This window comes from Halobacillus shinanisalinarum (assembly GCF_022919835.1).
Lineage (GTDB): Bacteria > Bacillota > Bacilli > Bacillales > Halobacillaceae > Halobacillus_A > Halobacillus_A shinanisalinarum.
Window position 1 is genome coordinate 147,069 of sequence record NZ_CP095074.1, and the last position, 25,622, is coordinate 172,690.

The window sequence follows — 25,622 nt, forward strand, 5'->3', positions numbered from 1 at the left end:
CCCCTGTAGTAAATTTTAAATATTACTATATCATACACATCGATATTTGTGTGCTTTAACGTTGCAAAGTTTTAAAAAATCAATAAATTTGCGTTTATATCACTAGCATTTGGAAGCCTCGTGTTCTCTCAAGTAATGATTCTCACTCTTTTTTATAAAAAAATGTATCAAATGAACGGAAACTGTACTGGTTGGGTGTGAAAATTTGTTCCGTACTTCCTACAAAAAAGATTCCACCTTTGTTTAATGCTTCACTAAATTTGGTATAGATTCTTGATTTGGCCTCTTCTGTAAAGTAGATAAGCACATTTCTGCATACGATTAAATCACAATAGCTTTCATAGCGGTCAGCTAGTAAATTCTGCTTTTTAAATATGACACATTGTTTTATATTGTTGTTTATTTTATACAAATTCTTTTGCTGTGTAAAATACTGTTTCTTCACTTCATTAGGCATTTCTCTTAATGAACGCTCAGGATAGACTCCAAGCTCTGCCCGTTGTATTGCTTTTTCATCGATATCTGTTGCAATCACTTTAATTTTTTCGAGTGGGATATATTGACTAAGAATGATTGCTAACGTGTAGGGTTCTTCTCCTGTTGAACAAGCTGCACTCCATACTTTAATTTTCCTGTTTTCCTTCAATAAGTGGGGAAGAACTTTCTTTTCAAGCACATCCCATCTTTGTCGGTTACGATAAAATTCAGATACGTTGATTGTCATCCTATCTAGCAGTTCATTAAATAATTCTCCATTGCCATGTAATGATTGGTAATAGTCACGGAAATTACCAAATCCCCTTCGATCACGTAAGGTTGTCAATCTACGCTTCATTTGCGCTTCTTTATAAAGATATAAATCGATGCCAGATTTCTGTTTAATTTTTGTGACAAACTCGTCATAATCATGGCTCATAATAATGCTCCTAACGTCCCATTATCTTTTAAGACTACTCCAAGGAGCTTGATGTGTAAATATTTATAGACAATAAAAAAACCGCCTTCCATAAAAAGGCGGTTGTTACGTTTATTTAATAGACCCATGTCAGGTTATCTTTTTGATATGGAATTAGCTCCGATTCATCAAAAAATAGATTGATTTCACGTTCAGCGCTTTCACTAGAGTCTGATCCGTGAATAACATTTTTGCCAACTGTGACACCGTAATCCCCACGAATTGTACCCGTTGTAGCATCTTTAGGGTTCGTAGCTCCCATCATTTGACGTGCTGTAGCAATGACATTTTCCCCTTCCCATACCATTGCAAATACAGGTCCAGAAGTAATGAATCCTACAAGCTCTCCGAAGAAAGGCTTATCACTATGCTCTCCGTAATGTTCTTCAGCAAGCGCTTGTTTAATCGTCATCAATTTTGCACCAACCAGTTTGTAGCCTTTCTTTTCGAACCTCGAAGTAATATCTCCAATCAGATTTCTTTGTACACCATCAGGTTTAACCATTAAAAATGTCTTTTCCATGAATACTCACCTCAAGCTTTATGTATAGTCTGAAAGCGCTTTTAACAAGTGCCATTAAAGATTCTACCAAAGAATACGGATTGTGGCAAACTCTTACGCTCTTCTTTTTCCAATATATTTAGCAATCCCTTTGAGTGTTTGCTTTGCTCGTAAATTAGGCAGCTCATTTAATGATTGGTAGGCTTTGCTTAAATATTGGTCACTCACCTCTAGAGAGCGTTCAATCGAACCATTGGATTGGATCTTTTCGAGCAATGGAGCAATGTCAGCAGATGTAAGCTCCTTCTCACCCTTAAATATGTCTTTCAGTTGTTGTTTGAATTCTTTATCCTCCATAGAAAACAGAACAGGTAAAGTAATGTTCCCTTGAAGCAAATCACTTCCTGCTGGTTTGCCTAGATCTTTCTCAGATGCTGTAAAATCTAATACGTCATCGATGATTTGATAGGACATCCCTACGTAGTAGCCATAGCGATATAAAGCAAGCTCTTTTTCTTTAGGAGCGTTTGCAGCAATGGCGCCTAAGCGGCAGCTTGCAGCAATAAGAATAGCCGTCTTTCTTTTGATTCGACGCAAGTAGTTCCTGAAGTTCTGCTCCACAGTATATTTATCTTGTATTTGATCAATTTCGCCTAAACAGAGTTCGACCATAGTCCTCGCCAAAATTTGATGTGCTCTTGGATTATCAAGTGTTGATAAATTTTCTAATGAACGGGCAAAAATGTAATCGCCTGTGTACATCGCAATTCGGTTGTCCCATTTTGATTTAATCGTAGGTTGGCCTCTTCGGAGTTCAGCTTCGTCAATCACATCATCATGAACGAGTGAAGCTGTATGTATTAGTTCAAGAGACACAGCGACAGCTTTCATCCGCTCTAGGTTGTAGTCGCCAAATTTCCCTGCAAGCAAAACAAAAACTGGACGGATCCGTTTTCCGCCCGCATGCAGTAGTTGCCCTGAGGCTTCACGAAGAACAGGGTTTCCTGACTGAATCGTTTCGTTTACTGCATCTTCAATTTTAGCTAGATCCTGCTTTAAAAATGAATAAATCATCGCTAATTTCATTAATCATCATCCCCGGTCATTACAATTGCTTCCTCCCGATATGCATGGCTGCCACGCCACCAGTGTAGGGTTTCACTTCAACATTTTTTAATCCTGCTCGATAAAACATCGCTGCTAATTCATTTTTACCCGGGAAATCCTTTGCCGATTCATGAAGCCAGCTATACTCTTGATAACTTTTAGCAAACAGTTTTCCAAACAACGGCATAATGTTTCTAAAATAAAAATAGTAAAGGCGCTTAAAGATTGGGTTTGTAGGCTGAGAAGTTTCTAAACAAACAACTTTCCCTCCCGGCTTAACTACCCGCTGCATTTCTTTAAGTACTTGTAGGTAATCCGGAACATTTCTTAAACCAAACCCAATCGTTACATAATCGAACTGATTATCTTCAAATGGAAGTTCCATTGCATTCCCATGCTCAAATTCCACTTGCGTTTTACGTGCAGCTATTTTCTTTTTTATTCCGACTGAAAGCATATTGTCACTAAAATCCAGCCCGACTGCCTTACCAGTAGGCCCGACTTCCTCTGCCAAAGCCATTGTCCAATCTCCCGTGCCGCAGCACACATCGAGAGTGTGATCACCTTTTGAAACGTTCATACGCTTCATAACATCTTTCCGCCATAACCTATGCTGTTGAAATGAAATAATAGAATTCATCCGGTCATAACGGTTATATATATTCTCAAACACGTGATGGACACGTTCCTCTTTCGATTGTTGCTGCATCGTTTATCCTTCCTCTACGATAGGTTTCTCATAAAACTTGTCATGGATAGCTGTATGGATATAAGACTTCAGCCATTTGAAATGAATTGGCAACTGAGAAACAGTAGCCTCTAAACGGGTAATATGTTTTTGCAACATTTGCTCTAAGCTCAACATGACCTGGGTACTAGTTTCAAGCGATCCCGGTTGTCTCACCAGAAGATCAATAACAGGGGAAGATTTACCTTCTTGATAACTTGTTTTTTCATCAATAAGTCTTTTCGCCAGCAGCCATTCTCCAGCCATATCATTGATCGTCGTCTTCTGAACGTAAGTAGCTACACGTTGAATGAGCAATGACTCAATTTTTTTGAGCGAAATTAAAAATTCTTGAAAGGAATCCACATCTTTGTAATATAGTTCCATTTTCAATTCGTTTATTTCCTTAATCGCTCCGGCAAGAGTCCGTATCATAGGAATATCGTCGAGCTTTGAAAGTAAATAATAATACAGACCACTGTAATAGTCTCCGGCGAGCACAGTAAGTTGCCGAGTGCGAATGGTTTCCTTCTCATCGTCTTCATCAGTCAACGTGACCAGATCGTGAGTATCAAGGGCTATTTGAACGAGCATCGTTGTAATCACATACTGCTCTCTTTTAACAGGAGATAGTGTGGTGTGATCCATTATTGAAGACAAGATAACAAGCTTGTCTTCATCAATGATTGGCTCTGGAATGAACTTCGCCAAAAAAGGGTGGCGAACATGGGAGGCTATCTTCTGTTTGAGTTGTTCTATATTCATTTCTGATGTGTTCACCTTTTATCACCTAGTCCCTTTCATAAACACGATTAAAGTCACATTCATTATAGCATATATCGATGATCGAAGCCTTTTTTATGTATTATAAAGTCGGGAGCAGAGCAAATTACTCTGCTTCTGTCGTCATTTCTCCGTGACGTGTTTGAATGACAGCTTTACCACGAACTTTAACTGCAGATGTATGCTCAGTGAACTGGGCAATCATCACTTCTCCACGATCGAGCTTTTCAGAATGGTGAAAACGCGTGTCTGTACCTCTAGTCAAACCTATCACGTTCACACCGTCTTCTTGTGCTTTAATTACAAAAAAGTCATTTTCGGATACTGCCATCAGTCTCTCCCCTTTCTAGTCTCACTATCTCTTACTACTCGTATTATGTCAAAATTAGAAGCTTTTTGCTATTAAAAAAGGGTGCTAAAATTAGCACCCCCTTTTTGGCCCTATGTAGCTATTTATTTAACAGCATCTTTTAGGGCTTTACCTGGTTTGAAAGCTGGAACTTTACTTGCAGAGATTTCGATCTCCTCACCAGTCTGTGGGTTACGGCCTTTACGTGCCGCACGTTCACGTACTTCGAAGTTACCGAATCCGATAAGCTGTACTTTCTCACCATCTTGTAGTGATCCCATGATAGATTCGAATACAGAGTCAACTGCCTGAGTTGCATCTTTTTTAGAAAGCTCTGCTTTTTCTGATACAGCATTAATTAGATCAGTTTTGTTCATGACATTCACCTCCTCCCAAGAAGGTTGGTCTCTTTCAAGTGAAACTACTTTCACTCAAAATGCTTATTTAACAGTCATCATTTGATGACAAGCCTTATAATAAACGAGTTTGCCGTATAATTCAATAGAGAATCGTCGATAAATCGCTTAGCGAAGCGATTTTCCTAATTCTTTACCAAGATTTTATAGACATTTTCAATAAACCCCTCGTAACAACAAAAACCTTCTAACCCCTATTATATCAAGGTTTTAGAAGGTTTATACTTAGTTTATCCTCTATTTATAAAAGTTTTTCGTCATAAATACATCATACTAGATATTTTTTTAGCAAAAAAATTAAAACGGCCCTGTTAGGAGCCGTTATAAGATAATTGCAATCATTCCGCCAGAGCCTTCATTGATGATTCTCTCCAGCGTATCTTTTAATTTATACCTAGCATTCTCTGGCATTAGAGATAGTTTAGCTTGAATGCCTTCTCTCACAATTGAGCTTAACGATCTTCCAAAGATATCTGAATTCCAAATGGAAAGTGGATCCTCTTCAAAATCCTGCATTAAATAGCGTACAAGCTCTTCACTTTGCTTCTCTGTCCCAATAATTGGGGAAAACTCTGATTGAACATCGACTTTCACCATATGAATCGATGGAGCTACTGCTCTCAGTCTCACACCAAACCTTGAGCCTTGTCTAATGATTTCTGGCTCATCAAGTTGCATGTCCTCTAAAGTAGGGGCCGCAATGCCATAACCGGTTTGTTTTACCATTTGCAGGGCATCAGCGACTTGATCATACTCCCTTTTTGCATGGGAAAAGTCTTGCATGATTTCAAGGAGATGATCTTTTCCTCTAATTTCTTCACCCACAATTTCCTTTAACACGTGGTCATATAGATATTCTGGCGCTTGCAGATCAATCTCGGCGACCCCTTCACCAAGATCCATCCCTGAAATGTGTGCCCCGGTAATATGTTCATATTGATCAAAATTTCCAATCACTTCATCTACATCCCGCAATCGTTTAATGTCCTGCACCGTTTCTTCAATTGCGTTTTGCAAATTATTACGCAGCCAGTGTCTAGAGTCAAGAACCATTACCCAGCTAGGAAGATTAACATTGACTTCTAATACTGGGAACTCGAACAATGCCTCACGCAGCACGTTTTGCACATCCTGTTCGCGCATACTTTCTACAGATAAAGCGAGAACAGGAATGTCATATTTCTCAGCAAGTTCTTGTCTGAGCCTCTCCGTGTTTTCATTGTGCGGTTGTGCTGAGTTTACGACCATGATAAATGGTTTTCCAACTTCTCGAAGTTCACTGACGATTTTTTCTTCAGATGCGACGTAATCTTCACGGGCGATTTCGCCGATCGTACCATCTGTTGTCACAACAACTCCGATCGTTGAATGTTCCTGAATAACTTTATGTGTACCGATCTCTGCGGCTTCATGAAAAGGAATCGCCTCTTCATACCATGGTGTATGAACCATTCTCGGGCCATGCTCATCCTCATACCCAACTGCCCCATCAACAGCATAACCAACACAGTCTACCATTCTTACTCGAATGTCTAAATGCTCGTCAATACTTATACTGGCTGCTTGATTGGGTACAAATTTTGGCTCTGTAGTCATAATCGTTTTCCCTGCCGCACTCTGTGGCAGTTCGTCAAGAGCACGCTCTCTTTCCGACTCCTCCTTCATATTCGGGATGACGACAAGTTCCATGAATTTCTTAATAAACGTCGATTTTCCTGTCCGTACTGCGCCCACTACCCCTAAATAAATATCTCCATTCGTCCGTTTGGAAATATCGCTAAAGATATCTACTTTCTCCAAAGGATCCCTCCCAGATAAAATTTCACCATCATACAAGCCTGGACACTCTCATTCTATGACTGGTTCCTAGTGGATTATGCCAGATAATTAGAAGTTATATTTATTTATTAGAAAAAACAATCCGGTGATGAAACCAAAAGACCACTACTAATCTTAGCAGTGGTCTTTTTGGTTAAGAAGGAAGCTCAGACATAAAGATAGGCTCACCATCCATTATTGTATAGGGTACAGAATAAGCCGGAGAAAATGGCGTATAGTCTGTTAGTAAATAACGAATGTCATCCCCTGTTTGATAATTATGTTCTTTTGTACGTATATATTCATATAAATCTTTTCTGTAATCAATCAGCAACTTCCCTTGCTCATTAATATAGATGGGCAGCATCTGTTGAGAGTAGGGGCTGTCTACCGTTGGGGCCTCTTCTAAGCCAACAGCTTCATAGTCAATACTGTAGACCCCTTTGGCAACTTTTTCATGAAAAGGTGGGTATTTATTTTCCTGTTGATAAAATTCTACCTTAAGCTGCAAAGAGCGAAGTGCCTCTGTTGTACGTAAGTCAACCAGCTTCACTGTAGGGTTATCTTCAGGTGTTATAATTGTATATTCGTAATGGCCTCCATTTATAAACGATGTCCCTGGCGGCTCACCAATAAGCCCCCTTTGCTTAAGTTTACTGAAATCAATCGGATACTTTAAAAAAATAGGTGTATCTTGACCTTTGGTTTTTATAGGTAATAATCCTGATTCCTGCTTATTATATTGATCAACAGCCTTTTGTATGGCGTCTAATTGAGCCTGGTTTGGCATTTTATTCTTTTCTAACTGCGCTTCTGGGTATAAACAGCCTGTTAACACCAGAGCGACAAAAGGCAAGGTAAGCAGCTTTAGAAACTTCATGTTGTTTTTCCCCTTCCACCTGTTAGGACGTCGGACCGCTAAATACAATGTACATAATCACAATACCGCCAAATATCATAAATAAATAAGCGAAAACACCTACTACAATAGAAAATAATCCTTTCAATTTATATCTACTTAAGTAAATTAATCCTATTGCAACAAATAGCGAAAGGATGCCTGCAAAAGATATGTACATCTTTAACATAGATAAAGACATGATTCTTCCTCCTAAACACGTTAGCACTCGGTCGTATTATATCACAGGTTGTCCAACTAGCGGGAGATAAAAAATCCGGAGCTTATTAAGCTCCGGTTGACTAAATAATTCCCTTTCAGCTCTTACATAATAAATACTACGGGTTATTGTATGCGTCTTAGCAAGGGACCGCCTCCTAAAAGCGCCTACATATTGCTATCCTTTTAAAAATTTACCTAGCGTATTCATATCAAGAGGCATGTTTTGCTTAACAATTGCCTCTACGATTTTATCTTCTTTTTGCTTCGATACAGGTTTGCCTGCAATCGATGCTAACTGCTTGACTAATTGCCGAACTGTTTTTTCATCTGTAAAATCAGCATGTTGTACGGAATCAGCCACTTTATAAACATCATTTGGATTGATGTTCGCATTCTTTTGTAGATGATCAAAAATATTCTTCTGAAAACCGCTCATTGTATTGACCTCCTCGTGCAATTGTTTCTTGGTAGTATATGCACGAGGTCGGTGATGTGTTAGTTATTCATTTGATCATCTAAAATGTTCGTTAAGTCTTCCATTTCGTGACGACGGATCCTTGTCATCAGCTGTGTTACAACATCTCTTGGATTAGCTTCTTCAAATAGGATTTGATAAATGCCAGCCGTAATTGGCATATCCACTTCCTGTGTCTTTGAAAGCTGGTAGGCTGCTTTTGCTGTTCGTACACCTTCCACAACCATCCCCATATCCTCAAGGACCTCATCTAATTTGGCACCTTGTCCAAGTTTATGCCCAGCACGCCAGTTTCGGCTGTGAGAGCTCGTACATGTTACGATCAAATCACCAATCCCCGTAAGCCCTGAGAATGTCAATGGGTTCGCGCCCATCGATGTTCCAAGCCTTGCGATTTCTGCAAGTCCTCTGGTGATGAGCGCAGCCTTTGCGTTATCACCAAATCCTAACCCATCAGAAATCCCTGCACCGAGAGCGATAATGTTTTTTAACGCCCCACCAAGCTCCACACCTACTAGATCTGGTGAGGTGTAAACTCTAAACTGTTCATTGATAAATAAATCTTGTACAGTGGAAGCAACACTCAAGTCCTTAGCTGATACGGTAACTGTTGTCGGGTGTTTCAGACTAACTTCTTCTGCATGGCTTGGCCCGGACAGAACAACAATATCTGTATATAGTTTTTCTGGTATTTCCTCTGTGATGATTTCAGATACACGCTTATACGTCTCAGGCTCAATCCCTTTTGAAGCATGGGTAATTGTTACCTTGTGCTGCAAATGAGGTATAAGCTCTTGACACACTTCACGAATCGCTTTCGTTGGCACAACAAGAATAATGTGTTCTGTATTCGCCACTACCGTCGATAATTCAGAATGTGCAGTTACATTATTTGGAATCAGAATATCCTTTAAATATTTTTCGTTTTTGTGTGTGCGGTTTATTTCTTCTGCATGAGAGGCACGGTGTGTCCACAAGTGAACATTGTGACCATTATCTCCTAAGACAATAGCAAGCGCTGTTCCCCAGCTGCCTGCTCCTAACACAGCAACTTTCTGCATGATTAACTCTCCTCTCGAATTAACTTCTTTTCCTAGCAAAGATCTTAATAGGAGTTCCTTCAAAGCCGAACGCTTCACGAATACGATTTTCTAAAAAACGTTCATAAGTGAAATGCATTAATTCTGGTTCATTAACAAATACAACAAAACTAGGCGGTTTAACAGCCACTTGGGTAGCGTAGAATATTTTAAGCTTTTGCCCTTTGATTGAAGGAGTCGGATTCATAGCTAGTGCATCCATAATGACTTCATTTAAAATACTTGATTGGACTCGTTTGGCATGGTTCTCACTTGCTTCAAGTACTTTAGGGAGCAACGTGTGTGTCCGCTTCTTAGTCTTAGCCGACAAGAAAACAATGGGAGCATAATCTAGAAAACGGAAATTTGAACGAATATCATCTTCAAAATCTTTCATCGTTTTCTCATCCGTTTCAACGGTGTCCCATTTATTCACAACAACAACAACCGCCTTGCCCGCCTCATGAGCGTATCCAGCGATTTTCTTATCCTGCTCCTGAATACCTGCATCCGCATCAATAAGCGATAGTACGACATCAGATCTCTCAATCGCTTTTAACGCTCGCATAATGCTGTATTTCTCCGTAGACTCATAAACTTTCCCGCGTTTACGCATTCCTGCCGTATCAATAATAACAAAGTCCTGATCATCCTTTGTAAAAGGCGTGTCAGTGGCATCACGAGTCGTTCCAGCAATTTCACTAACAATGACTCGTTCTTGACCTAACAGGGCATTAACAAGGGAGGATTTACCTACATTAGGGCGCCCGATCAAACTAAAGCGAATCGTCTCATCATCTTCCTCTTCCTGGACTAGTTCAGGAAAATGGTTAACGGCAGCATCTAATAAATCACCAAGCCCTAAGCCATGTGTACCCGAAATCGGGTAAGGTTCACCAAATCCTAACGAATAGAATTCATAAATATTTTCCCTCATTTCAGGGTTGTCAACCTTATTCACCGCAAGCACAACTGGTTTATTCGATTTAAATAAAAGTTTAGCCACTTCTTCATCTGCCCCTGTAATCCCGTCACGGCCATTAACCATAAAAATAATGACATCTGCTTCATCAATCGCTACTTGAGCTTGGGCGCGCATTTGTACTAGCAGAGGTTCATCCCCCAGCTCAATGCCCCCTGTATCAACCACATTAAAGCGGGTTGTAAGCCATTCAGCTTCTGCATAGATGCGATCGCGCGTTACGCCAGGAGTGTCCTCAACAATCGAGATTCTATCCCCTACTAACCGATTAAATATGGTTGACTTTCCTACATTAGGTCGTCCGACAATTGCGATGACTGATTTTCTCATGAAAAGGTCATCCTTTCTTTTATTCTCATTTTAGTATACGATCATTTATTCATTACAAAAAAATACTGTTCTTTAATGGAGAGCACTGAGCTTCAATCCATAAGAACAGCAGAAATCACCTAACTTTACTATAGTAGCAAATTCTTTTTGATTATACAATCGCCTTCTTACAGATACGATCATGCGTAGACACCTCGTTTGTTGCGTTGCTGCCGTTTCATTTTTAGCAAGGATCGATTGACACGATAAATTCCTTGAAAGAGAAACAGTAGAATGATTCCTTTACTTATCCAAATGTTCATTTCAACAAGACTCATATATTCTGATGTTTGGTAATACGTAAGTGCTACCGTAGACCACACTGTACCCAGGGTGTTAACTAAAATCCATAGACCGATTTGACTAAAGAATGAAAGTCCCATTTTCTGCACAATGAAAATGATGCCAACGATCGCCCACTCAATAGCTGGAAATACAGACCACACAGGATTTACAATCAGAAACAACTGTACTCCAGCACTTAATAAACTAAAAGCAAATGGTAAGACATGAAACCAAAATCGCTTCTGCTCTAACCAAAAATACAGCCCAAACATGGAGAATAAACCTAGTACTATGTAGGTAAATAAATCATGTCTGTTTATTAAATAAGAGAAAATAACCATTTGAAAAATAATGTACACAATGAAGATATCTCTTTTATACACACTTTTTTCTATAAAAAAGCACACGAGAATCATCATAACCCATGCATACCAATAGTAGGTGACTGCCATTGTCGCCTCTCCTCCTCAGCTTCTATTATGGCTGTTTGAAGAAGAGCTTAAACTTAATATAAAAAAGCTTATGACACCTTTGTCATAAGCTTATCAACATAAAGAAGGGAACTTAATTCAAAAGCTCCCTTCATTCGCTCCAAATTGGGATGATGAGCCAAACTCTGCCAACATCCTATTTTTTGTATTTATCTAGTTGATCCCCAATCATATCGCTAAGAGAAAAACCAGAACTATCCTCTTCTTTTTGATACTGCTTCATCTCTTCACGACTTTGGTCACGTTCAAGCTCCTTCATGCTTAATGAAAGACGTTTTGCTTCTTCATCGACATCCAGAACCTTCACGCTGACCGTTTGTCCTTCTTCAAGGACCTCGCCTGGTGTGCCAATGTGACGATTAGAAATCTGAGAAATATGAACAAGTCCTTCTACCCCTGGAAACACCTCAACAAAAGCACCAAAACTTACAAGCCTTCTCACTGTGCCTTCAAGAACCTCACCTTGATTGACACGATTAGCAATATCCTGCCAAGGACCAGGCTGTGTTGCTTTAAGAGATAGTGAAATTCTTTCATTATCGCGGTCGACTGAAAGAACTTTCACATTAACAGTTTGTCCTTCCTCTACGACATCAGAAGATTTCTCTACGTGTTCGTGAGAAAGTTGTGAGATATGGACAAGACCATCAATACCTCCTAAATTCACAAAAGCACCAAAATCAGTCAATCTTTGAACCGTGCCCTCGATAACTTGTCCTTCCTCAAGGGACTGGAGCACTTCTTGTTTCTGAGTGGACTCTTCCGCTTCCACAACAGCCCGGTGTGAAAGGATCACTCGGTTTTGTTCACGGTCAAGTTCAACGACTTTCAAGCTGAGACTTCTTCCTTTATAATCTTCAAAATCTTCTACGTAATACGTTTCTACTAAGGAAGCAGGGATGAAGCCACGGAGACCAATATCAACGACTAGTCCACCTTTAACGACGTCTTTTACCTCTGCCTCGAAAATTTCCGCGCTATCAAACTTAGCTTCAAGATCCTGCCACGCTTGGTCTGCGTCTACTGCTCGTTTCGATAGTACGATTTCATCATCTTCTACTTTCTTAACCTGCAGAGTTAATTCGTCTCCTTCGTGTACGACATCGGAAGCTTTTTCTACGTGCAGACTGGATAATTCACTAATGGGTACGATCCCTTCCACTTTATATCCCACATCTACAAGGACTTGTTTTTCTTCAATCTTCACGACTTTACCAGTCACGGTATCCCCTGCAGAAAATTCTTTCATACCTGATACTTCATGGTTCATTTCATCCATACAAAGCTACCTCCTTCAATTTCCGACACAACCAAAATACAGAAATGCCCTTTTGTCTAACTTCTAATATTTGGAGTCGTTTGTCAAGTGATTACGCTTTTTTCACTGTGAAATTCATGCAATTGTCTGATTTCTTCCATAATCCGGTCTGTAACGACCTGAGCCGATGCTTTTTGTTCTCGATAGTCCGTCATATCAATCGGTTTCCCATAAACAACTTTAAGCGGTTTAAGCTTTTCATAAGGTCCTATAATTGCGCAAGGCACAATTGTTGCTTCCGACCTTAGTGCAAAGAAACCAGCTCCGGCTAACCCTTTTCCGATCTCCCCGTTTTTTTGACGTGATCCTTCAGGGAACAACCCTAATACATGGTTTTCCTTAAGGATATCAAGCCCTTTTCTCAGCGCATTACGATCGCGCATGCCTCGTTTAATCGGAAAAGCGTTAATACTCTTCATTAATTTCTCTAAAAAGCGATTTTTAAAAAGTTCTTCTTTTGCTAAGAAATAGACATCCCGTTTATTAGTAATCCCAACAACAGGAGGGTCAACATTAGAAATATGATTGGCACAAATAATGACGGGACCATCTTTTGGTATATTTTCTTTTCCTGTCACCTTGATCCGGTAAAGCGGATAGAAAATAAGACTACAGACCAGCTTCCCCAATTTGTATAGCTTCACACTTATCCCTCCCTCATTTCTTTCTGGTGAACAATTGTAACAATCTTGTTGACGACCTCTCCTATAGAAAGAGAAGTCGTATCCACTTCAATCGCATCCTTCGCTTTCACTAAAGGGGCTGTTTCACGTTTTGAATCAATTTCGTCGCGCTTTCTAATTTCCATTTTAAGCTGCTCAAGATCAGAATCAAAACCTTTTTCGGTGTTTTCTTTATGACGACGTTCTGCTCTTTCCTCCACAGAAGCAATCATAAAAATCTTCACTTCCGCATCTGGGATGACATGTGTACCAATATCTCTACCATCCATGACCACACCACGTTCTTTTACAAGATCTTGCTGTCTTTTCACCATTTCTTCCCGCACTTTACGATGCTTAGCAACAAAAGAGACATGGCTTGTCACTTCATTCGTACGGATATCAAGGGATACATCTTCTCCATCGAGGAACACATGCTGACCATCTTCGCTTTGTGATAGCACAATAGCTGTTCTTTGTAACAAATCTGCCAATTGATCTTCATTATCAAGGTCAGTCTCTTCTGTTAATGCTTTTAATGTTAGAGATCGGTACATGGCTCCTGTATCTATGTAAATATAAGACAATTGGTGTGCTACACGTTTAGCTACTGTACTTTTGCCAGCTGCCGCCGGCCCGTCAATGGCTATCGCTAATGCTTTTGTTCGTTTCATTAAAGTTCCTCCAGTTTCACAGTGCAACATACGAAAGCGCACCTGCTACAGAGAAAGCGCGCTTGTATCATACGTATTTAAATACGAGTATTACATACGTAAATCACTTTAATTATTCCTATAAAGAATAACAAAATTCTCGTGTTAATTCCATTATTATATTATTAATTCAGTTTACGTTTCCTCATATACATTTGCTGTTCAAAACAATATTGAACAATAGACTGGCGATGCTTTTCAGTTATATTGATAAATTCGACAGACGCATTTACACGATGATTATTATCAACTGTACCAATCCTAATGATTTTTGCTTTTGTCTCAACATAACGATTTTCTCCAGAATTCATCGGTAAAACTAAGACGATTTCAATTTCCTGGTTCTGTGTTAACCCATGACTTTGCGGAAAAAGGATAGCCGCTCCTCCTCCGCTAAGATCCTTAGTTACGCTTGTAAAACTCGTCATTGAACAGCCTTCTCCACTCACAGCCACATCCAACGACGACTCTACACGTACATATTTCCTCCTTTGAATCCGGACAAGTTCGTCACGTCCTGGGAATGTTAAAACGAGAACAGGGATATTCATTTTCTTTCTTGCTACCACTTCCGTTTTAAATCGGTAAACGGATTCATCTTCTCCAACAAAGCTTACGTAAAACTCAGTACCTTCAAAGAAAAACGCTGTTTTCCCCGAATCCATTTTGACAGGGTAATCAATGTAAATATATTCTTCTGTATCATCAACAAGTTTACATTTATAACATTCTGGTTCATTTTGACTATGCTCATACAATTCTAATATGATGGGAGTTCCTACTTTTATCAAGCCCATCGCCGCCTCTCTTCTACTATTACTTATATTATTACAAACATTGCTTCAGAAAGGAAGATGTTAGGTATTTTGAATTACAAAAAACAACCATACAAGGTGTAAAAATCAAAAAAAGCCGCTCTTTTAAAAGCGGCTTTTTATAATTAGAGTGTAGGCTCATATTTAGTTTCTACAGAATGAAGAATTTCTACTTTTTCTTCTGTTCCGTCCCATGCATTTATGAATATTCGATACGTTTCATCATCCATGGTTGTTAAAAACTCATAGCACAGAACTTGTTCTTCCGATTCATTTTCAATAACTGACAAATGCTGCTCTTGAATCTCCAGATTAGGATTAACCTTTTCACGCGCTTCTTCTTCCGAAATGGACGCCTCTTTAATAGCTTCACCATCATGATGACTGAAATAATCAATTGCAGTCATTCCTAGTAGGTCGCCATTATCCAACGCGATTTTCATTTGTACAGAGTCAGGATAGTATCGGATTCCATCTTTCTTATAGACAAATCGATATACACCGACATGTTCATACTGACTGCTTTCGACAAGTTCGACGTCAGCCAAATCGATGCCTTCTAAATAGGACTTCGCCTTATTAGAACCTTCATACAAACTAATCTTAGGTTCCTTAACTGCCCTGCTGACCATAACTGTTAGTGGATGACCACCTTTTTTACTCATATCAATATAGCCATTTGTATCCCCCTCTTGATAAGAAGCGGTGATTGTTTCAATGTTTGCACCTTCTCCTGAAGTGGTAATTGTTAAATTAGATTTATTTGCACCTTTTAACCACTTGGCAGCTATCTCTTTTGCTTGTGCTTTGTTAATCTCTTCCCCTTTAATTTTACTTAACTCTTCTTCCGATCCTGACGTAGCAATTCCTGTTTCCATATTTGTTTCTTTGTAATCTTCCATCGATTTTTCAACGGTTTTAAAACCATTAATAATCGTGTTATCACCGTTCTCCTCATTGGTAGCCAAAGCGAGCTGAACATCCATCCAGCGCAGGTTTTCACTTAATACCATACTTTGGACTTGGCGTAATTCATCTTTAATTTTTCCTGATTGTTTATAGAGAGACTCAAGACCTTTAATCTCCTGATCTGTTAATGGTTTATTTTCCAAATCCCTGACAGCAGTGTTGTAGGAGAAATCTCCAATATTATATAAAAATTCTTCCGTCTTATTAAATGGAAGCAATGTTAATGGCAGCTGTCCGACGTTGGATTTGGCTTCAGAAGTAAGTCTCCAAATCTCAGCTAACTGCGGAGATATCTGTTGTCTCGTATTCATAGCTAAAGTTGCTCCAATTTTGTCATGCAGTAAATCCATGTCATAGGTAAGTTCGTGAAACGCACGTTGATAGTTGTTCTCAGCTTGTAAAAGAATAGCATTCTTTTCTTGATTTTCTTTATAACCAAACACTCCAAGACCAATAATAGCCAGAGCTAATACCGTAATTGTAATCCAGCGAAACATGTTGCCCACCTCCTATTTACAGAATATATGTTTTCCAATTTTCTTAATTTGCGGTCGTGACCAAATCCAATCTGATGTTGCGGTATTAGGATTGAAATAATACTGTGCTTGACCTGAAGGATCCCAGCCATTAATCGCATCAATTACAGCACGTTTAGCTGTTTCATCCGGGGTTAACCATATTTGCCCATCACTAACGGCTGTAAAAGCACGAGGCTCAAATATAACTCCCGAAATTGAGTTCGGAAATGTGGCACTTTCAACACGATTTAAAATAACAGCTGCTACGGCGACTTTTCCGATATACGGTTCCCCGCGTGCTTCTCCATGAACAGCATTAGCCATTAGCTGAATATCATTTTGTGAATAACCGCCAGGTACATTGACTGCTGTAGGTTCCGGTGGAGGAGAAGACTGCTGCTGTTGTTGCTGTTGTTGCTGCTGAGGTTGTTGTTGCTCAGTCTGTTGCTCATTCGGCGTACCTCCATAATGAGTAAAGTCATTGCCCTGTCTAATCTGTTTTTTTACATATCCTTTATCGTAATCACTGGCTTCAACCAACTTTTCTTTCACCTTGGGGCCAGCCAGTCCGTCAATTGTCATACCAAACTCATATTGAAAGTTACGCAAAGCCCAGTATGTTCCCCATCCAAAAACGCCATCTATTTCCCCATTATAGAAACCTAAATATTGGAGACGGGATTGCAGTTCAATTACATCATCACCAACAGCACCATGTTGAATGACTTGGTTTGAGAAAGCTTGAACTGGTTTAGTATCATTCAACACTGAAAAAGGTTGAATGAATAATACAAACGCAAGGCAAAATATAGCCGTTTTTTTCCAAATCATCTTAACTTCCACCCTGACCATTACATATATTTGTAGCGTTAGTTTTTATCAAAGTTGCTACATTATACATGTCAATGTAGGAAGGATATTTGTATCAATTCAATAATAGAGTTCCTTTACCTACTGACAAATAAAAAAAGCCTCCCTTTTATAGTAAGGAGACCTATTCATTACTAACCTTTTTTATCAGTTGTTCATGATGCCGGTTGGCTACTCTGATTTTTCTTACGCCGACCATCCACAAAATGATCATAAATGGAATAACGTAGTATAGCCATTCATTTGTAACGACAAAGTAGCCGTAAAAGCTATGCAGCATAAATGGAATCAGGAAGGCTAGAAAGATATGAGTTTTGCGATGATTGGAAGAAAACTTTGCTTTCCCCATATAGAAACCCATCAAAATCCCAAAAAGGCCATGTGAAGAAACCGGGAAGATCGCGCGAAAAAAAGCAAATTCGATGCCGTTTGCAAACAGGTAAATAATATTTTCTAAGGTAGCGAATCCTAGACTGATGGCGACGCCGTATATAATTCCATCATAATGATGATCAAAAGATGTATGTCGAAAAATCATAAACATAAAAACGAACCACTTAAAAAACTCTTCTAATAATCCAGCTAAAAATATTGATTTCAATAATGAGCTTTGAAAGAAGCCTTCACTTTCAAACGCATATTGAATAAACATCAGCGGAAAAACTAAAAGAGCTCCTAAAATAAACATCCGGAAAATTAAAGGTAAGGGCTCAAGTTCTATTCTTTTACTAAGATAAATGAATGTCATAATTGCAATAGCAGGAGCTATCGCCACTGTTAAAATGGCCATATTTAATCAGCCCTCTCTCTTTCTTTCCACCTCAATTCATCGTATCATGAAGAAGGAAGAAAAGGAATAAGTAACGATAGGCGGTGACTAACATATGAAACGCATTTTAATCATACATACAGGTGGAACCATTTCTATGAAAGAAAACAAACAAACAGGAGAGGTAAATACGGACGAAGACCATCCGTTAGAAGAAATCTCCTCCTTTTTGTCGGGGACGACTGTAATTGAAGATGAATTTTTATTTCACCTTCCCTCCCCACATATCCGTCCCGACCATATGTTAAAGCTAGGTCGGTTTATCCATGAAAAACTCGCAACAGATTCTTTCGATGGAATAGTCATTACACACGGAACGGATACTCTGGAAGAAACTGCATTCTTTCTTGACCTGTTTCTGCAAACTAAAGAACCAGTCATTGTAACGGGAGCAATGCGTTCAAGTAACGAAATAGGTTCAGATGGATTATATAATTTATTGAGTGCCATTCGCGTAGCCAGTTGTGACGAGGCTCAGGACAAAGGTGTGCTGGTCGTAATGAATGACGAGATCCATACAGCTCGCAACGTTACCAAAACGTCAACGAGTAATGTAGCCACCTTTCAAAGTCCGCAATACGGTCCCATAGGAATTACAACAAAAAGGGATGTCTTTTTCCATCATAAAACAACAAGTCATGATTCCTATCCCATTCAACAAATCAGCAAAAGCGTCTCGTTGATTAAGGCTTACGCCGGTATGGACGGACTTCTTATTGATGCCGTTCGAAATAGCGGGGTGGACGGCATGGTGATTGAGGCACTAGGGCAAGGGAACTTGCCTCCAGAAACAGTCGCATCGATTAAAACAACCATTCAAGCGGGTATTCCAATTGTATTAGTCTCAAGGTGCTATCAGGGCACTGTTCAGGACACCTACAGTTACAAGGGCGGGGGCGTCAACTTAGAGAACTTGGCGTTATTTTCGCCAATGGACTTACTGGACCTAAAGCACGTATCAAGTTGATGATCGCTCTTGAAATGACTAGTAATCCGATGGAGCTCTCACCGATGTTCAGTTATTAATAAAAAGGCAGGGGCCGTAGGGTCACTTGGGTGGCAACACATGCAGTAAAAAGCAGGTTCATGGAACAAAACTCCCATGAACCTGCTTTTATTTTTGAGAAATATCCTCCGCAATTTGCTTACCATGAAACCGACCATTTTCGATGAAAACTTCATTATTATTGTACCCTGCTGCGATTACGCCGGCAATATAAATACCTGAAACGTTTGTCTCCATTGTTTGCTCATTAAATGATGGACGTCCAGTTTCTTCCTCCATGGTTATACCCATCTCTGTTAAGAAGTGGTGGTCGGGACGATAGCCGGTCATTGCAAAAACGAAATCATTTTTGATTCGTTTCTCTTTTCCTTTACACTCATACACTACTTCGTGGTGGGTAACCTCCCTTACATTCGCACAGAAATCCATGTGAACAATTCCTTTTCTAACGAGCGCTTCAAACTGCGGGAGGATCCATGGTTTAATACTTTTAGAATAATCTTCTCCTCGATAAAGGACCGTCACCTTTGCTCCTGCTTTCACTAATTCAAGAGCAGCATCTGCTGCGGAATTCTTACCACCGATAATCGCAACTTCTTTATCGTAATAAGGATGTGCTTCTTTAAAGTAATGCATAACTTTGTCCAGTTCTTCGCCTTTTACACTCATGTAGTTCGGCTGGTCGTAATACCCTGTGGCTGCAATGACATATTCTGTGATATATTCATGCTCTTCTCCTGTATTACTAGTTGTGGTTAACCTATATCCGCTTTCTTGCACCTCTACAGCATCTACTTTTTCAAAAGCCTGAATTCTTAATTGCTCTCGTCCAGCCACCGCCCGATAATAGGCAAGTGCCTCATTCCGTACTGGTTTTTGCCGCTCAGTAATAAAAGGAATCTGACCGATTTCAAGCTTCTCACTCGAACTAAAAAATGTTTGATGTGTAGGGTAATGATAGATTGAATTTACAATGCTTCCTTTTTCAATGAGTAATGGCTCAATCCCTTGCTTTTTAAGTTCAATGGCAGCACTCATCCCACAAGGGCCTGCTCCAATGATAATCACCTTTTCCTGTTGCACTCCTGTCACTCCTCTTTGTTCGCTTGCAAACGAAAATCTCCTACCATATGAATGATAGGAGATTTAATAAGTGGAATCAACTTATATCCATCCGCGGAACCTTGAAGCTTCAGCCATTTTACGGACGCCCACCATATAGGCGGCAAGTCTCATGTCAACTTTTCGGTTCTCAGCTGTTCGATAAACGTTTTCAAAGCCCTTAACAATAACTTTGTGGAGCTTCTCTTCCACTTCTTCTTCCGTCCAATAATACCCTTGATTATTTTGAACCCATTCAAAGTATGAAACAGTCACACCGCCAGCTGAAGCAAGAACATCGGGAACGAGTAGAATCCCCCTATCAGAAAGGATACGTGTCGCTTCTAGTGTTGTTGGTCCATTTGCCGCCTCTACTACGATCGATGCTTTAATACTGTTTGCATTTTTTTCAGTAATTTGATTCTCAATGGCTGCCGGAACCAGTATATCGCAATCAAGTTCAAGCAATTCTTCATTTGTGATCGTGTTTTTAAACAAGTTTGTCACGGTACCAAAACTATCACGGCGGTCAAGTAAGTATTCAATATCAAGTCCATCCGGATCGTGTAATCCCCCATGAGCATCAGAAATACCTATTACCTTCGCCCCTTTATCATGCATGAACTTAGCGAGAAAGCTGCCAGCATTACCGAAACCTTGGACGACAACACGAGCTCCTTCAATGTCGATCCCTTTTTTCTTTGCCGCTTCATCAATGCAAATGGTGACTCCTTTTGCTGTAGCTGTTTCCCTTCCATGTGATCCACCCAATACGATCGGCTTCCCTGTAATAAACCCAGGGTTATTAAATTCGTCAATGCGGCTGTATTCATCCATCATCCAAGCCATGATTTGAGAATTCGTAAATACATCTGGAGCGGGAATATCTTTTGTAGGACCTACTATTTGGCTGATTGCGCGAACATAGCCTCGACTAATTCCCTCAAGCTCTCTAAAGGACATTTCCCGCGGATCACATACAATTCCACCTTTTCCGCCCCCATATGGTAAATCGACAATTCCTGCTTTTAAGCTCATCCAAATCGACAGGGCTTTAACTTCCTTCTCAGAAACGCCCGGATGAAAACGAACGCCGCCTTTGGTCGGTCCTACAGCATCATTATGCTGCGCTCTATACCCTGTGAAAATTTCTATTGAGTCATCATCCATTCGCACGGGGATTCTCACCGTCATCATACGAACTGGTTCTTTTAAGAGATCATAAACCTCATTTGGATACCCTAATTTATCAAGTGCTTTTTTAACTACTGTCTGTGTGGACTTCAGTACATCAAGTTGTTCGTTCATTTCGTTTGCAGCATTATCAGCTACCATGCGTTTACCTCCTATATCAAAGCCATTCGCTTTACGCTCCTCTTTCAGTCAATAGTATACACGTTAGATACTATTATGCAAAGCAAAATTAGGTCAATTTAAGCAGAATTCATCGCCAACTGTAAGCGATTTCATTCATTTTCTTTTATTTTCTGAAGAAAGCATCACGAATTGTTCAATAAGATCATCATAACTCCAGCCAATTACTTGGGCTGAATCAGGAAATAAACTCGTAGGTGTCATGCCTGGGAGAGTGTTTACTTCAAGAATAATAGTCTCTTGCTTATCGTTAATAATAAAATCAACACGGGAATACACATCACACCCTAATAATTGATGTGCCTGCACCGCTTCAGTCCTCAATTTCTCTGTTAATGTCTCCCCGATTTTTGCTGGTACAATATGCTCGCTTCCACCAGGTTGATATTTGGAGTCAAAATCGTAGTAATCATTTTTAGGGATGATTTCAATGACAGGCAGTGCCCTTTCTTTTCCCTGGCTTCCTACGACGGGAACAGTTACCTCTCTCCCGCCAATATAATCTTCAACCAAAATGACTGAATCTGAATGTAAAGCTGTTTTAATCGCTGACACTATTTGTTTATCCTCTTTTATAATTGTCAAACCAAGTGTTGATCCTTCTTGGTTCGGTTTAATGACAAAAGGAAGTGTAAAGGAAGAACGTATATCTGATGCAATTTTTTCGTGATCACTGTAATGTGCTCTATGGTACGTTTTACTTTTAGCTGTTAAAATACCGTTGCTTGCAAATATTTGTTTAGATTTTGCCTTATCCATAGCTAATGCTGAAGCTAAAACCCCAGACCCTACATAAGGAATCTCTAGCATATCTAATAACCCTTGTACCTTGCCATCTTCCCCATGTTTTCCGTGTAATCCAAGAAAAACAAGATCGACTTTTAATGACAAGATCTCATCAAGCTTTGCTGGTGTGAAGTCTATATCAACGACTTCATGACCTTTATTTCTTAATGCTTGAATAATTCCTCTCCCCGTAGAAAGTGATACTTCACGTTCTCCAGATGTACCACCATATAGAACCGCAATCTTCATTCTGTACACTCCATTTCTGAAAAATGACTATAATCATCAACTATCCTCTAATATCTTAACATGTTCACCTGCTTGCTTCTATTTAAAAAAACAAATAAAAAGAACGAAGCTATGAACAGCATTCGTTCGTATAAAACCAGATCAATTAGAAAAATAGGTATATATATTTTGCATGGCGTCATTTTTCATAATCACCTTGCCATACTCAATTAACCGGTGAGACGTTACTGCCGAAGCTGAGGCAAATTCAGACAATAATGCAATCACTTGTTCCGGATCAAGATGAACGATCACTTCATCATCCAGCACCATATAATAATTGGTATGATAAGAGTAGACATCCCCACCAAATACACCCAGCCGATACAAATGCAATCCTGCTTGTATGATATCCTCGAAATCATCAAATGCAAATATCATTTCGTTACTTTCATCTAATGTAACTTTCATTTCGATATAATCTTCATCTTCTTCAATATCTTCATTCTCTGCTCTTGTAACGACCACTAACATTCCTTGAGCTTGAAGTAAATATACTTGGACGAGGAGAACACCGTTGAGCTCAACACCTAGCTCGATGCCAGCGTCGTACATCATATCACTAAACACTCGATGTACCCTCGGAAGGTCTTCCCATAACTCATCACGGGTTAAACCTCTGTCCGTTAGATCATCAAAGGTCAAAAATATTTTGAACTTCTCATTGGACATTCTTTCTACACGCATGTGATCGCCCCCCTTGTTTATGGATACCTTTTATCTATATCTTATGATACCTGCTTTAATTATGGCACTTTTTTTAGCATTATATCCATGATTTAGTTCTAGGGCAACAGATAACATCTTTTTCAAAAGTTAGCCAGGCAAGAGCCTAATCAAATGAACTTCTGGTGTCGTCCCTAATCTCATAGGAATTAAAGACGTTCCATATCCTTCACTATTTAAGAAAGCAGCTTTATGGTACTTCCCCCAAAAACCACGAGAATAAGGCCCCTGGCCAAAAATTCTAATTTGGCCGCCATGGGTGTGCCCGGTTAAGATTAAATCATATGGATCGTATGTATCCACCGAAAACTCATTTAAGAGAGAAGGTTCATGAACAACTAATATGTTTATACTGTTTTCAGGAATACATGCAGGTATGGTTGGCTCACTAAAGTAAGGGTCAATCCCACTAAGGGTGAGTCCTTTACCATTTAAATTTACCGATTGATTTGAAAGAACTTCGACACCTTCATATTTAAGATACGATAATATAGGCTTAGATTTAAATTCGTGGTCATTGTTCCCAGGAATAAAATAAATCGGGGCATCCCAAGTCTGTAACAGCTTAATATTAGCTGAAAGCTTTCTTAAGGAAACACGGCGATCTGCCAAATCTCCGCCTATTATAACAGCATCGATATCGTCATTGATGGTAGCAAGTATTTGTTGATTGATCAAGCGATTGTGAATGTCCGAAATAAAAAAGATCGTATAACGTTTTTCTATGGGCACTGTAAGGGAGTGTACGCTCACTTTATCGGAAACGGCCGTACGAAACATTTTTATTACCAACCATACAACTACTAAAATAACACTTGCAATCAGACGCACGTTCATCCCCACCTCTTTCTAAAGTAAACTTAATCATACCACAGAACAAAAGCCGCTATGTGCATACACACAGCGGCTTTTGTTAGACTTCTTTAACACTTAATATCCGAAAGCCCATTTTTTCCAGCTTTTTGGTGAATTGATCAATATTATCTTTCTTTTCAACCTTCAAAACAATGCGCCTTGCCAGTTTGTCTGTCTCATCAAAAGTAGCCAAAGAAATAACATTCTCATGGTAGCTCTTAATGATGTCACCTAAGCGCTCAATTCGACCTTCTGACTCCTCTGAGGTAAATGCAATTCGAATGCCTTTTTTCTTCGCACCGAAGGCACTTTCAAATTGTTCAATTACATCGTAACGAGTAATTAAGCCTTTAAAATGTTGAGCATCATCAACAATAGCTAGCACCGGAAATCCTTTAAATGATGGCAAAGTATGTTCAAAGACCTCTTCATCATTGATAGAAAGATCTTTATACAGAGCAACATCACCTGCTGTATTTCCATTTAAGAATAAATTCTTATCCTGATCACTTTCAAAAAAAGCACGATATATAATCTCTTTTGAAATCATTCCGATAAATGTTTGACCGTCCAGTACAGGCATAGCATGTAAGTCATTGGCATTCAAGCGCTCTAAGACTTCCCCGAGCCCTTCATCCTTCTTGGTTACAAACGATTTATGCAAAGGTTTCATAATGCTTTTTACAAACATAACCTCACCTCTTTTATTTTTATCACTCTCTATATGGTTTCTGCTAAACAGGGACATTTTCCTGCTTGTCCCGTAGAATAATACGCTTTGTTTGTACATATGGTGTGGAGATTGACATTTGATGAAAGTAAGGTGATAAGAATGTACACCTCTGTAAAATGTTACAAACCGTATCATAGTCCATATGATCCTTGTCCACCTACTAAACAGAAATGTTATCAAACACCACCAAACCTTTACTTGAACTATCAACCACCAGGGCTTCAGCAATATCCACTTAATGAAGCATTATATCGCGGCACCCTTTGGCCGTGCCTATTCGACGCCTACCCTAGCAAGGAGAAAGGAGAAAAAGAATGAACGAAAAAGCACCTGAAAGTCCAAATCGCTATCAGTTAATGGAGCAAATTCAAAAAGTGGATTTCGCCCTTGTTGAATTAACCTTGTATTTAGATACCCATCCTGATGACATGAATCAGATCCAACAATTCAACCATCTAGCTTATGAAAGCAAACTGTTAAAACATCAATATGAACAGTACTTCGGACCTTTAAGACAATATGGGGAAAGTTATTCCGGCTACCCTTGGAATTGGGGAGAAGGTCCTTGGCCATGGCAGCTTTAATTCATTTGGAGGGGGAA

At 39.5% G+C, this 25,622-nt stretch carries 29 protein-coding genes and 1 pseudogene; 3 read left to right on the forward strand and 27 right to left on the reverse strand.

The window, feature by feature from the left end:
* Positions 1 to 142: 142 nt before the first annotated feature.
* The 21 genes from MUO14_RS00800 to prsW form a co-directional block, all read right to left on the reverse strand.
* Positions 143 to 916 carry a CheR family methyltransferase gene (locus tag MUO14_RS00800; RefSeq protein WP_244753195.1) on the reverse strand — a complete coding sequence of 258 codons (774 nt, stop codon included), beginning with the start codon at positions 914 to 916 and terminating at the stop codon, positions 143 to 145.
* Between the two features lie 115 nt (positions 917 to 1,031).
* Complete coding sequence (gene ndk, locus MUO14_RS00805; RefSeq protein ID WP_244753196.1) at positions 1,032 to 1,478, reverse strand: nucleoside-diphosphate kinase; 447 nt, start codon at positions 1,476 to 1,478, stop codon at positions 1,032 to 1,034.
* Between the two features lie 93 nt (positions 1,479 to 1,571).
* A complete protein-coding gene (gene hepT, locus MUO14_RS00810; RefSeq protein WP_244753197.1) occupies positions 1,572 to 2,543 on the reverse strand; it encodes a heptaprenyl diphosphate synthase component II in 972 nt (323 codons plus the stop codon).
* 19 nt (positions 2,544 to 2,562) lie between these two features.
* Positions 2,563 to 3,273, reverse strand: coding sequence for a demethylmenaquinone methyltransferase (locus MUO14_RS00815; protein ID WP_244753198.1), 711 nt, complete (start codon positions 3,271 to 3,273; stop codon positions 2,563 to 2,565).
* A gap of 3 nt (positions 3,274 to 3,276) precedes the next feature.
* A complete protein-coding gene (locus MUO14_RS00820) occupies positions 3,277 to 4,071 on the reverse strand; it encodes a heptaprenyl diphosphate synthase component 1 (protein WP_244753199.1) in 795 nt (264 codons plus the stop codon).
* Positions 4,072 to 4,180: 109 nt separating this feature from the next.
* A complete protein-coding gene (gene mtrB / locus MUO14_RS00825) occupies positions 4,181 to 4,405 on the reverse strand; it encodes a trp RNA-binding attenuation protein MtrB (RefSeq protein ID WP_244753200.1) in 225 nt (74 codons plus the stop codon).
* A gap of 122 nt (positions 4,406 to 4,527) precedes the next feature.
* Positions 4,528 to 4,800, reverse strand: coding sequence for an HU family DNA-binding protein (locus MUO14_RS00830; RefSeq protein WP_244753201.1), 273 nt, complete (start codon positions 4,798 to 4,800; stop codon positions 4,528 to 4,530).
* Positions 4,801 to 5,160: 360 nt separating this feature from the next.
* Positions 5,161 to 6,639 (reverse strand): stage IV sporulation protein A, encoded by a 1,479-nt coding sequence (gene spoIVA / locus MUO14_RS00835; RefSeq protein WP_244753202.1) that lies wholly within the window; start codon positions 6,637 to 6,639, stop codon positions 5,161 to 5,163.
* A gap of 172 nt (positions 6,640 to 6,811) precedes the next feature.
* Positions 6,812 to 7,537 (reverse strand): hypothetical protein, encoded by a 726-nt coding sequence (locus MUO14_RS00840; protein ID WP_244753203.1) that lies wholly within the window; start codon positions 7,535 to 7,537, stop codon positions 6,812 to 6,814.
* A gap of 22 nt (positions 7,538 to 7,559) precedes the next feature.
* Entirely contained in the window at positions 7,560 to 7,757 is a 198-nt protein-coding gene (locus MUO14_RS00845) for a DUF2768 domain-containing protein (protein WP_244753204.1), read from the reverse strand.
* 195 nt (positions 7,758 to 7,952) lie between these two features.
* Positions 7,953 to 8,213, reverse strand: a complete 261-nt coding sequence (locus MUO14_RS00850) for a stage VI sporulation protein F (protein ID WP_244753205.1) — start codon at positions 8,211 to 8,213, stop codon at positions 7,953 to 7,955.
* A gap of 59 nt (positions 8,214 to 8,272) precedes the next feature.
* On the reverse strand, positions 8,273 to 9,313 hold the full coding sequence (locus tag MUO14_RS00855; protein ID WP_244753206.1) for an NAD(P)H-dependent glycerol-3-phosphate dehydrogenase: 1,041 nt from the start codon (positions 9,311 to 9,313) through the stop codon (positions 8,273 to 8,275).
* A gap of 19 nt (positions 9,314 to 9,332) precedes the next feature.
* Positions 9,333 to 10,643 (reverse strand): ribosome biogenesis GTPase Der, encoded by a 1,311-nt coding sequence (gene der / locus MUO14_RS00860; protein ID WP_244753207.1) that lies wholly within the window; start codon positions 10,641 to 10,643, stop codon positions 9,333 to 9,335.
* A 179-nt stretch (positions 10,644 to 10,822) separates the two neighbouring features.
* Positions 10,823 to 11,419: a YphA family membrane protein gene (locus MUO14_RS00865; protein WP_244753208.1), complete on the reverse strand. Its 597-nt coding sequence runs from the start codon at positions 11,417 to 11,419 to the stop codon at positions 10,823 to 10,825.
* A 175-nt stretch (positions 11,420 to 11,594) separates the two neighbouring features.
* Entirely contained in the window at positions 11,595 to 12,737 is a 1,143-nt protein-coding gene (gene rpsA, locus MUO14_RS00870) for a 30S ribosomal protein S1 (RefSeq protein WP_244753209.1), read from the reverse strand.
* Positions 12,738 to 12,820: 83 nt separating this feature from the next.
* Positions 12,821 to 13,420, reverse strand: a complete 600-nt coding sequence (locus MUO14_RS00875) for a lysophospholipid acyltransferase family protein (protein WP_244753210.1) — start codon at positions 13,418 to 13,420, stop codon at positions 12,821 to 12,823.
* Positions 13,421 to 13,422: 2 nt separating this feature from the next.
* A complete protein-coding gene (gene cmk / locus MUO14_RS00880) occupies positions 13,423 to 14,112 on the reverse strand; it encodes a (d)CMP kinase (protein WP_244753211.1) in 690 nt (229 codons plus the stop codon).
* 164 nt (positions 14,113 to 14,276) lie between these two features.
* Positions 14,277 to 14,948 carry a flagellar brake protein gene (locus MUO14_RS00885; protein ID WP_244753212.1) on the reverse strand — a complete coding sequence of 224 codons (672 nt, stop codon included), beginning with the start codon at positions 14,946 to 14,948 and terminating at the stop codon, positions 14,277 to 14,279.
* Between the two features lie 143 nt (positions 14,949 to 15,091).
* Positions 15,092 to 16,432, reverse strand: coding sequence for a germination protein YpeB (gene ypeB, locus MUO14_RS00890; protein ID WP_244753213.1), 1,341 nt, complete (start codon positions 16,430 to 16,432; stop codon positions 15,092 to 15,094).
* A 12-nt stretch (positions 16,433 to 16,444) separates the two neighbouring features.
* Positions 16,445 to 17,284 carry a spore cortex-lytic enzyme gene (sleB, locus tag MUO14_RS00895; RefSeq protein WP_244753214.1) on the reverse strand — a complete coding sequence of 280 codons (840 nt, stop codon included), beginning with the start codon at positions 17,282 to 17,284 and terminating at the stop codon, positions 16,445 to 16,447.
* 163 nt (positions 17,285 to 17,447) lie between these two features.
* Positions 17,448 to 18,113: a glutamic-type intramembrane protease PrsW gene (prsW, locus tag MUO14_RS00900; protein WP_244753215.1), complete on the reverse strand. Its 666-nt coding sequence runs from the start codon at positions 18,111 to 18,113 to the stop codon at positions 17,448 to 17,450.
* Positions 18,114 to 18,207: 94 nt separating this feature from the next.
* Between prsW and MUO14_RS00905 the strand changes: the two are divergent.
* Positions 18,208 to 19,178, forward strand: a pseudogene (locus tag MUO14_RS00905) (asparaginase).
* 88 nt (positions 19,179 to 19,266) lie between these two features.
* On the opposite strand, the gene MUO14_RS00910 reads toward MUO14_RS00905, so the two are convergent.
* The 6 genes from MUO14_RS00910 to MUO14_RS00935 all read right to left on the reverse strand — a co-directional run bounded on the left by MUO14_RS00910 (position 19,267) and on the right by MUO14_RS00935 (position 24,979).
* A complete protein-coding gene (locus MUO14_RS00910; RefSeq protein WP_244753216.1) occupies positions 19,267 to 20,241 on the reverse strand; it encodes a YpdA family putative bacillithiol disulfide reductase in 975 nt (324 codons plus the stop codon).
* An 81-nt stretch (positions 20,242 to 20,322) separates the two neighbouring features.
* Positions 20,323 to 21,594 carry a Glu/Leu/Phe/Val family dehydrogenase gene (locus MUO14_RS00915; protein WP_244753217.1) on the reverse strand — a complete coding sequence of 424 codons (1,272 nt, stop codon included), beginning with the start codon at positions 21,592 to 21,594 and terminating at the stop codon, positions 20,323 to 20,325.
* Positions 21,595 to 21,729: 135 nt separating this feature from the next.
* Positions 21,730 to 22,668 carry a D-alanine--D-alanine ligase gene (locus MUO14_RS00920; protein WP_244753218.1) on the reverse strand — a complete coding sequence of 313 codons (939 nt, stop codon included), beginning with the start codon at positions 22,666 to 22,668 and terminating at the stop codon, positions 21,730 to 21,732.
* A gap of 141 nt (positions 22,669 to 22,809) precedes the next feature.
* A complete protein-coding gene (locus MUO14_RS00925; protein WP_244753219.1) occupies positions 22,810 to 23,394 on the reverse strand; it encodes a genetic competence negative regulator in 585 nt (194 codons plus the stop codon).
* Between the two features lie 129 nt (positions 23,395 to 23,523).
* A complete protein-coding gene (locus MUO14_RS00930) occupies positions 23,524 to 24,264 on the reverse strand; it encodes a metallophosphoesterase (protein WP_244753220.1) in 741 nt (246 codons plus the stop codon).
* Positions 24,265 to 24,346: 82 nt separating this feature from the next.
* A complete protein-coding gene (locus MUO14_RS00935) occupies positions 24,347 to 24,979 on the reverse strand; it encodes a CBS domain-containing protein (RefSeq protein WP_244753221.1) in 633 nt (210 codons plus the stop codon).
* 141 nt (positions 24,980 to 25,120) lie between these two features.
* Between MUO14_RS00935 and MUO14_RS00940 the strand changes: the two genes are divergently transcribed.
* Positions 25,121 to 25,339 (forward strand): spore coat associated protein CotJA, encoded by a 219-nt coding sequence (locus MUO14_RS00940; protein ID WP_244753222.1) that lies wholly within the window; start codon positions 25,121 to 25,123, stop codon positions 25,337 to 25,339.
* Positions 25,336 to 25,605, forward strand: coding sequence for a spore coat protein CotJB (locus MUO14_RS00945; protein WP_244753223.1), 270 nt, complete (start codon positions 25,336 to 25,338; stop codon positions 25,603 to 25,605). The genes MUO14_RS00940 and MUO14_RS00945 overlap by 4 nt, the downstream gene beginning before the upstream one ends.
* Positions 25,606 to 25,622: the final 17 nt, after the last annotated feature.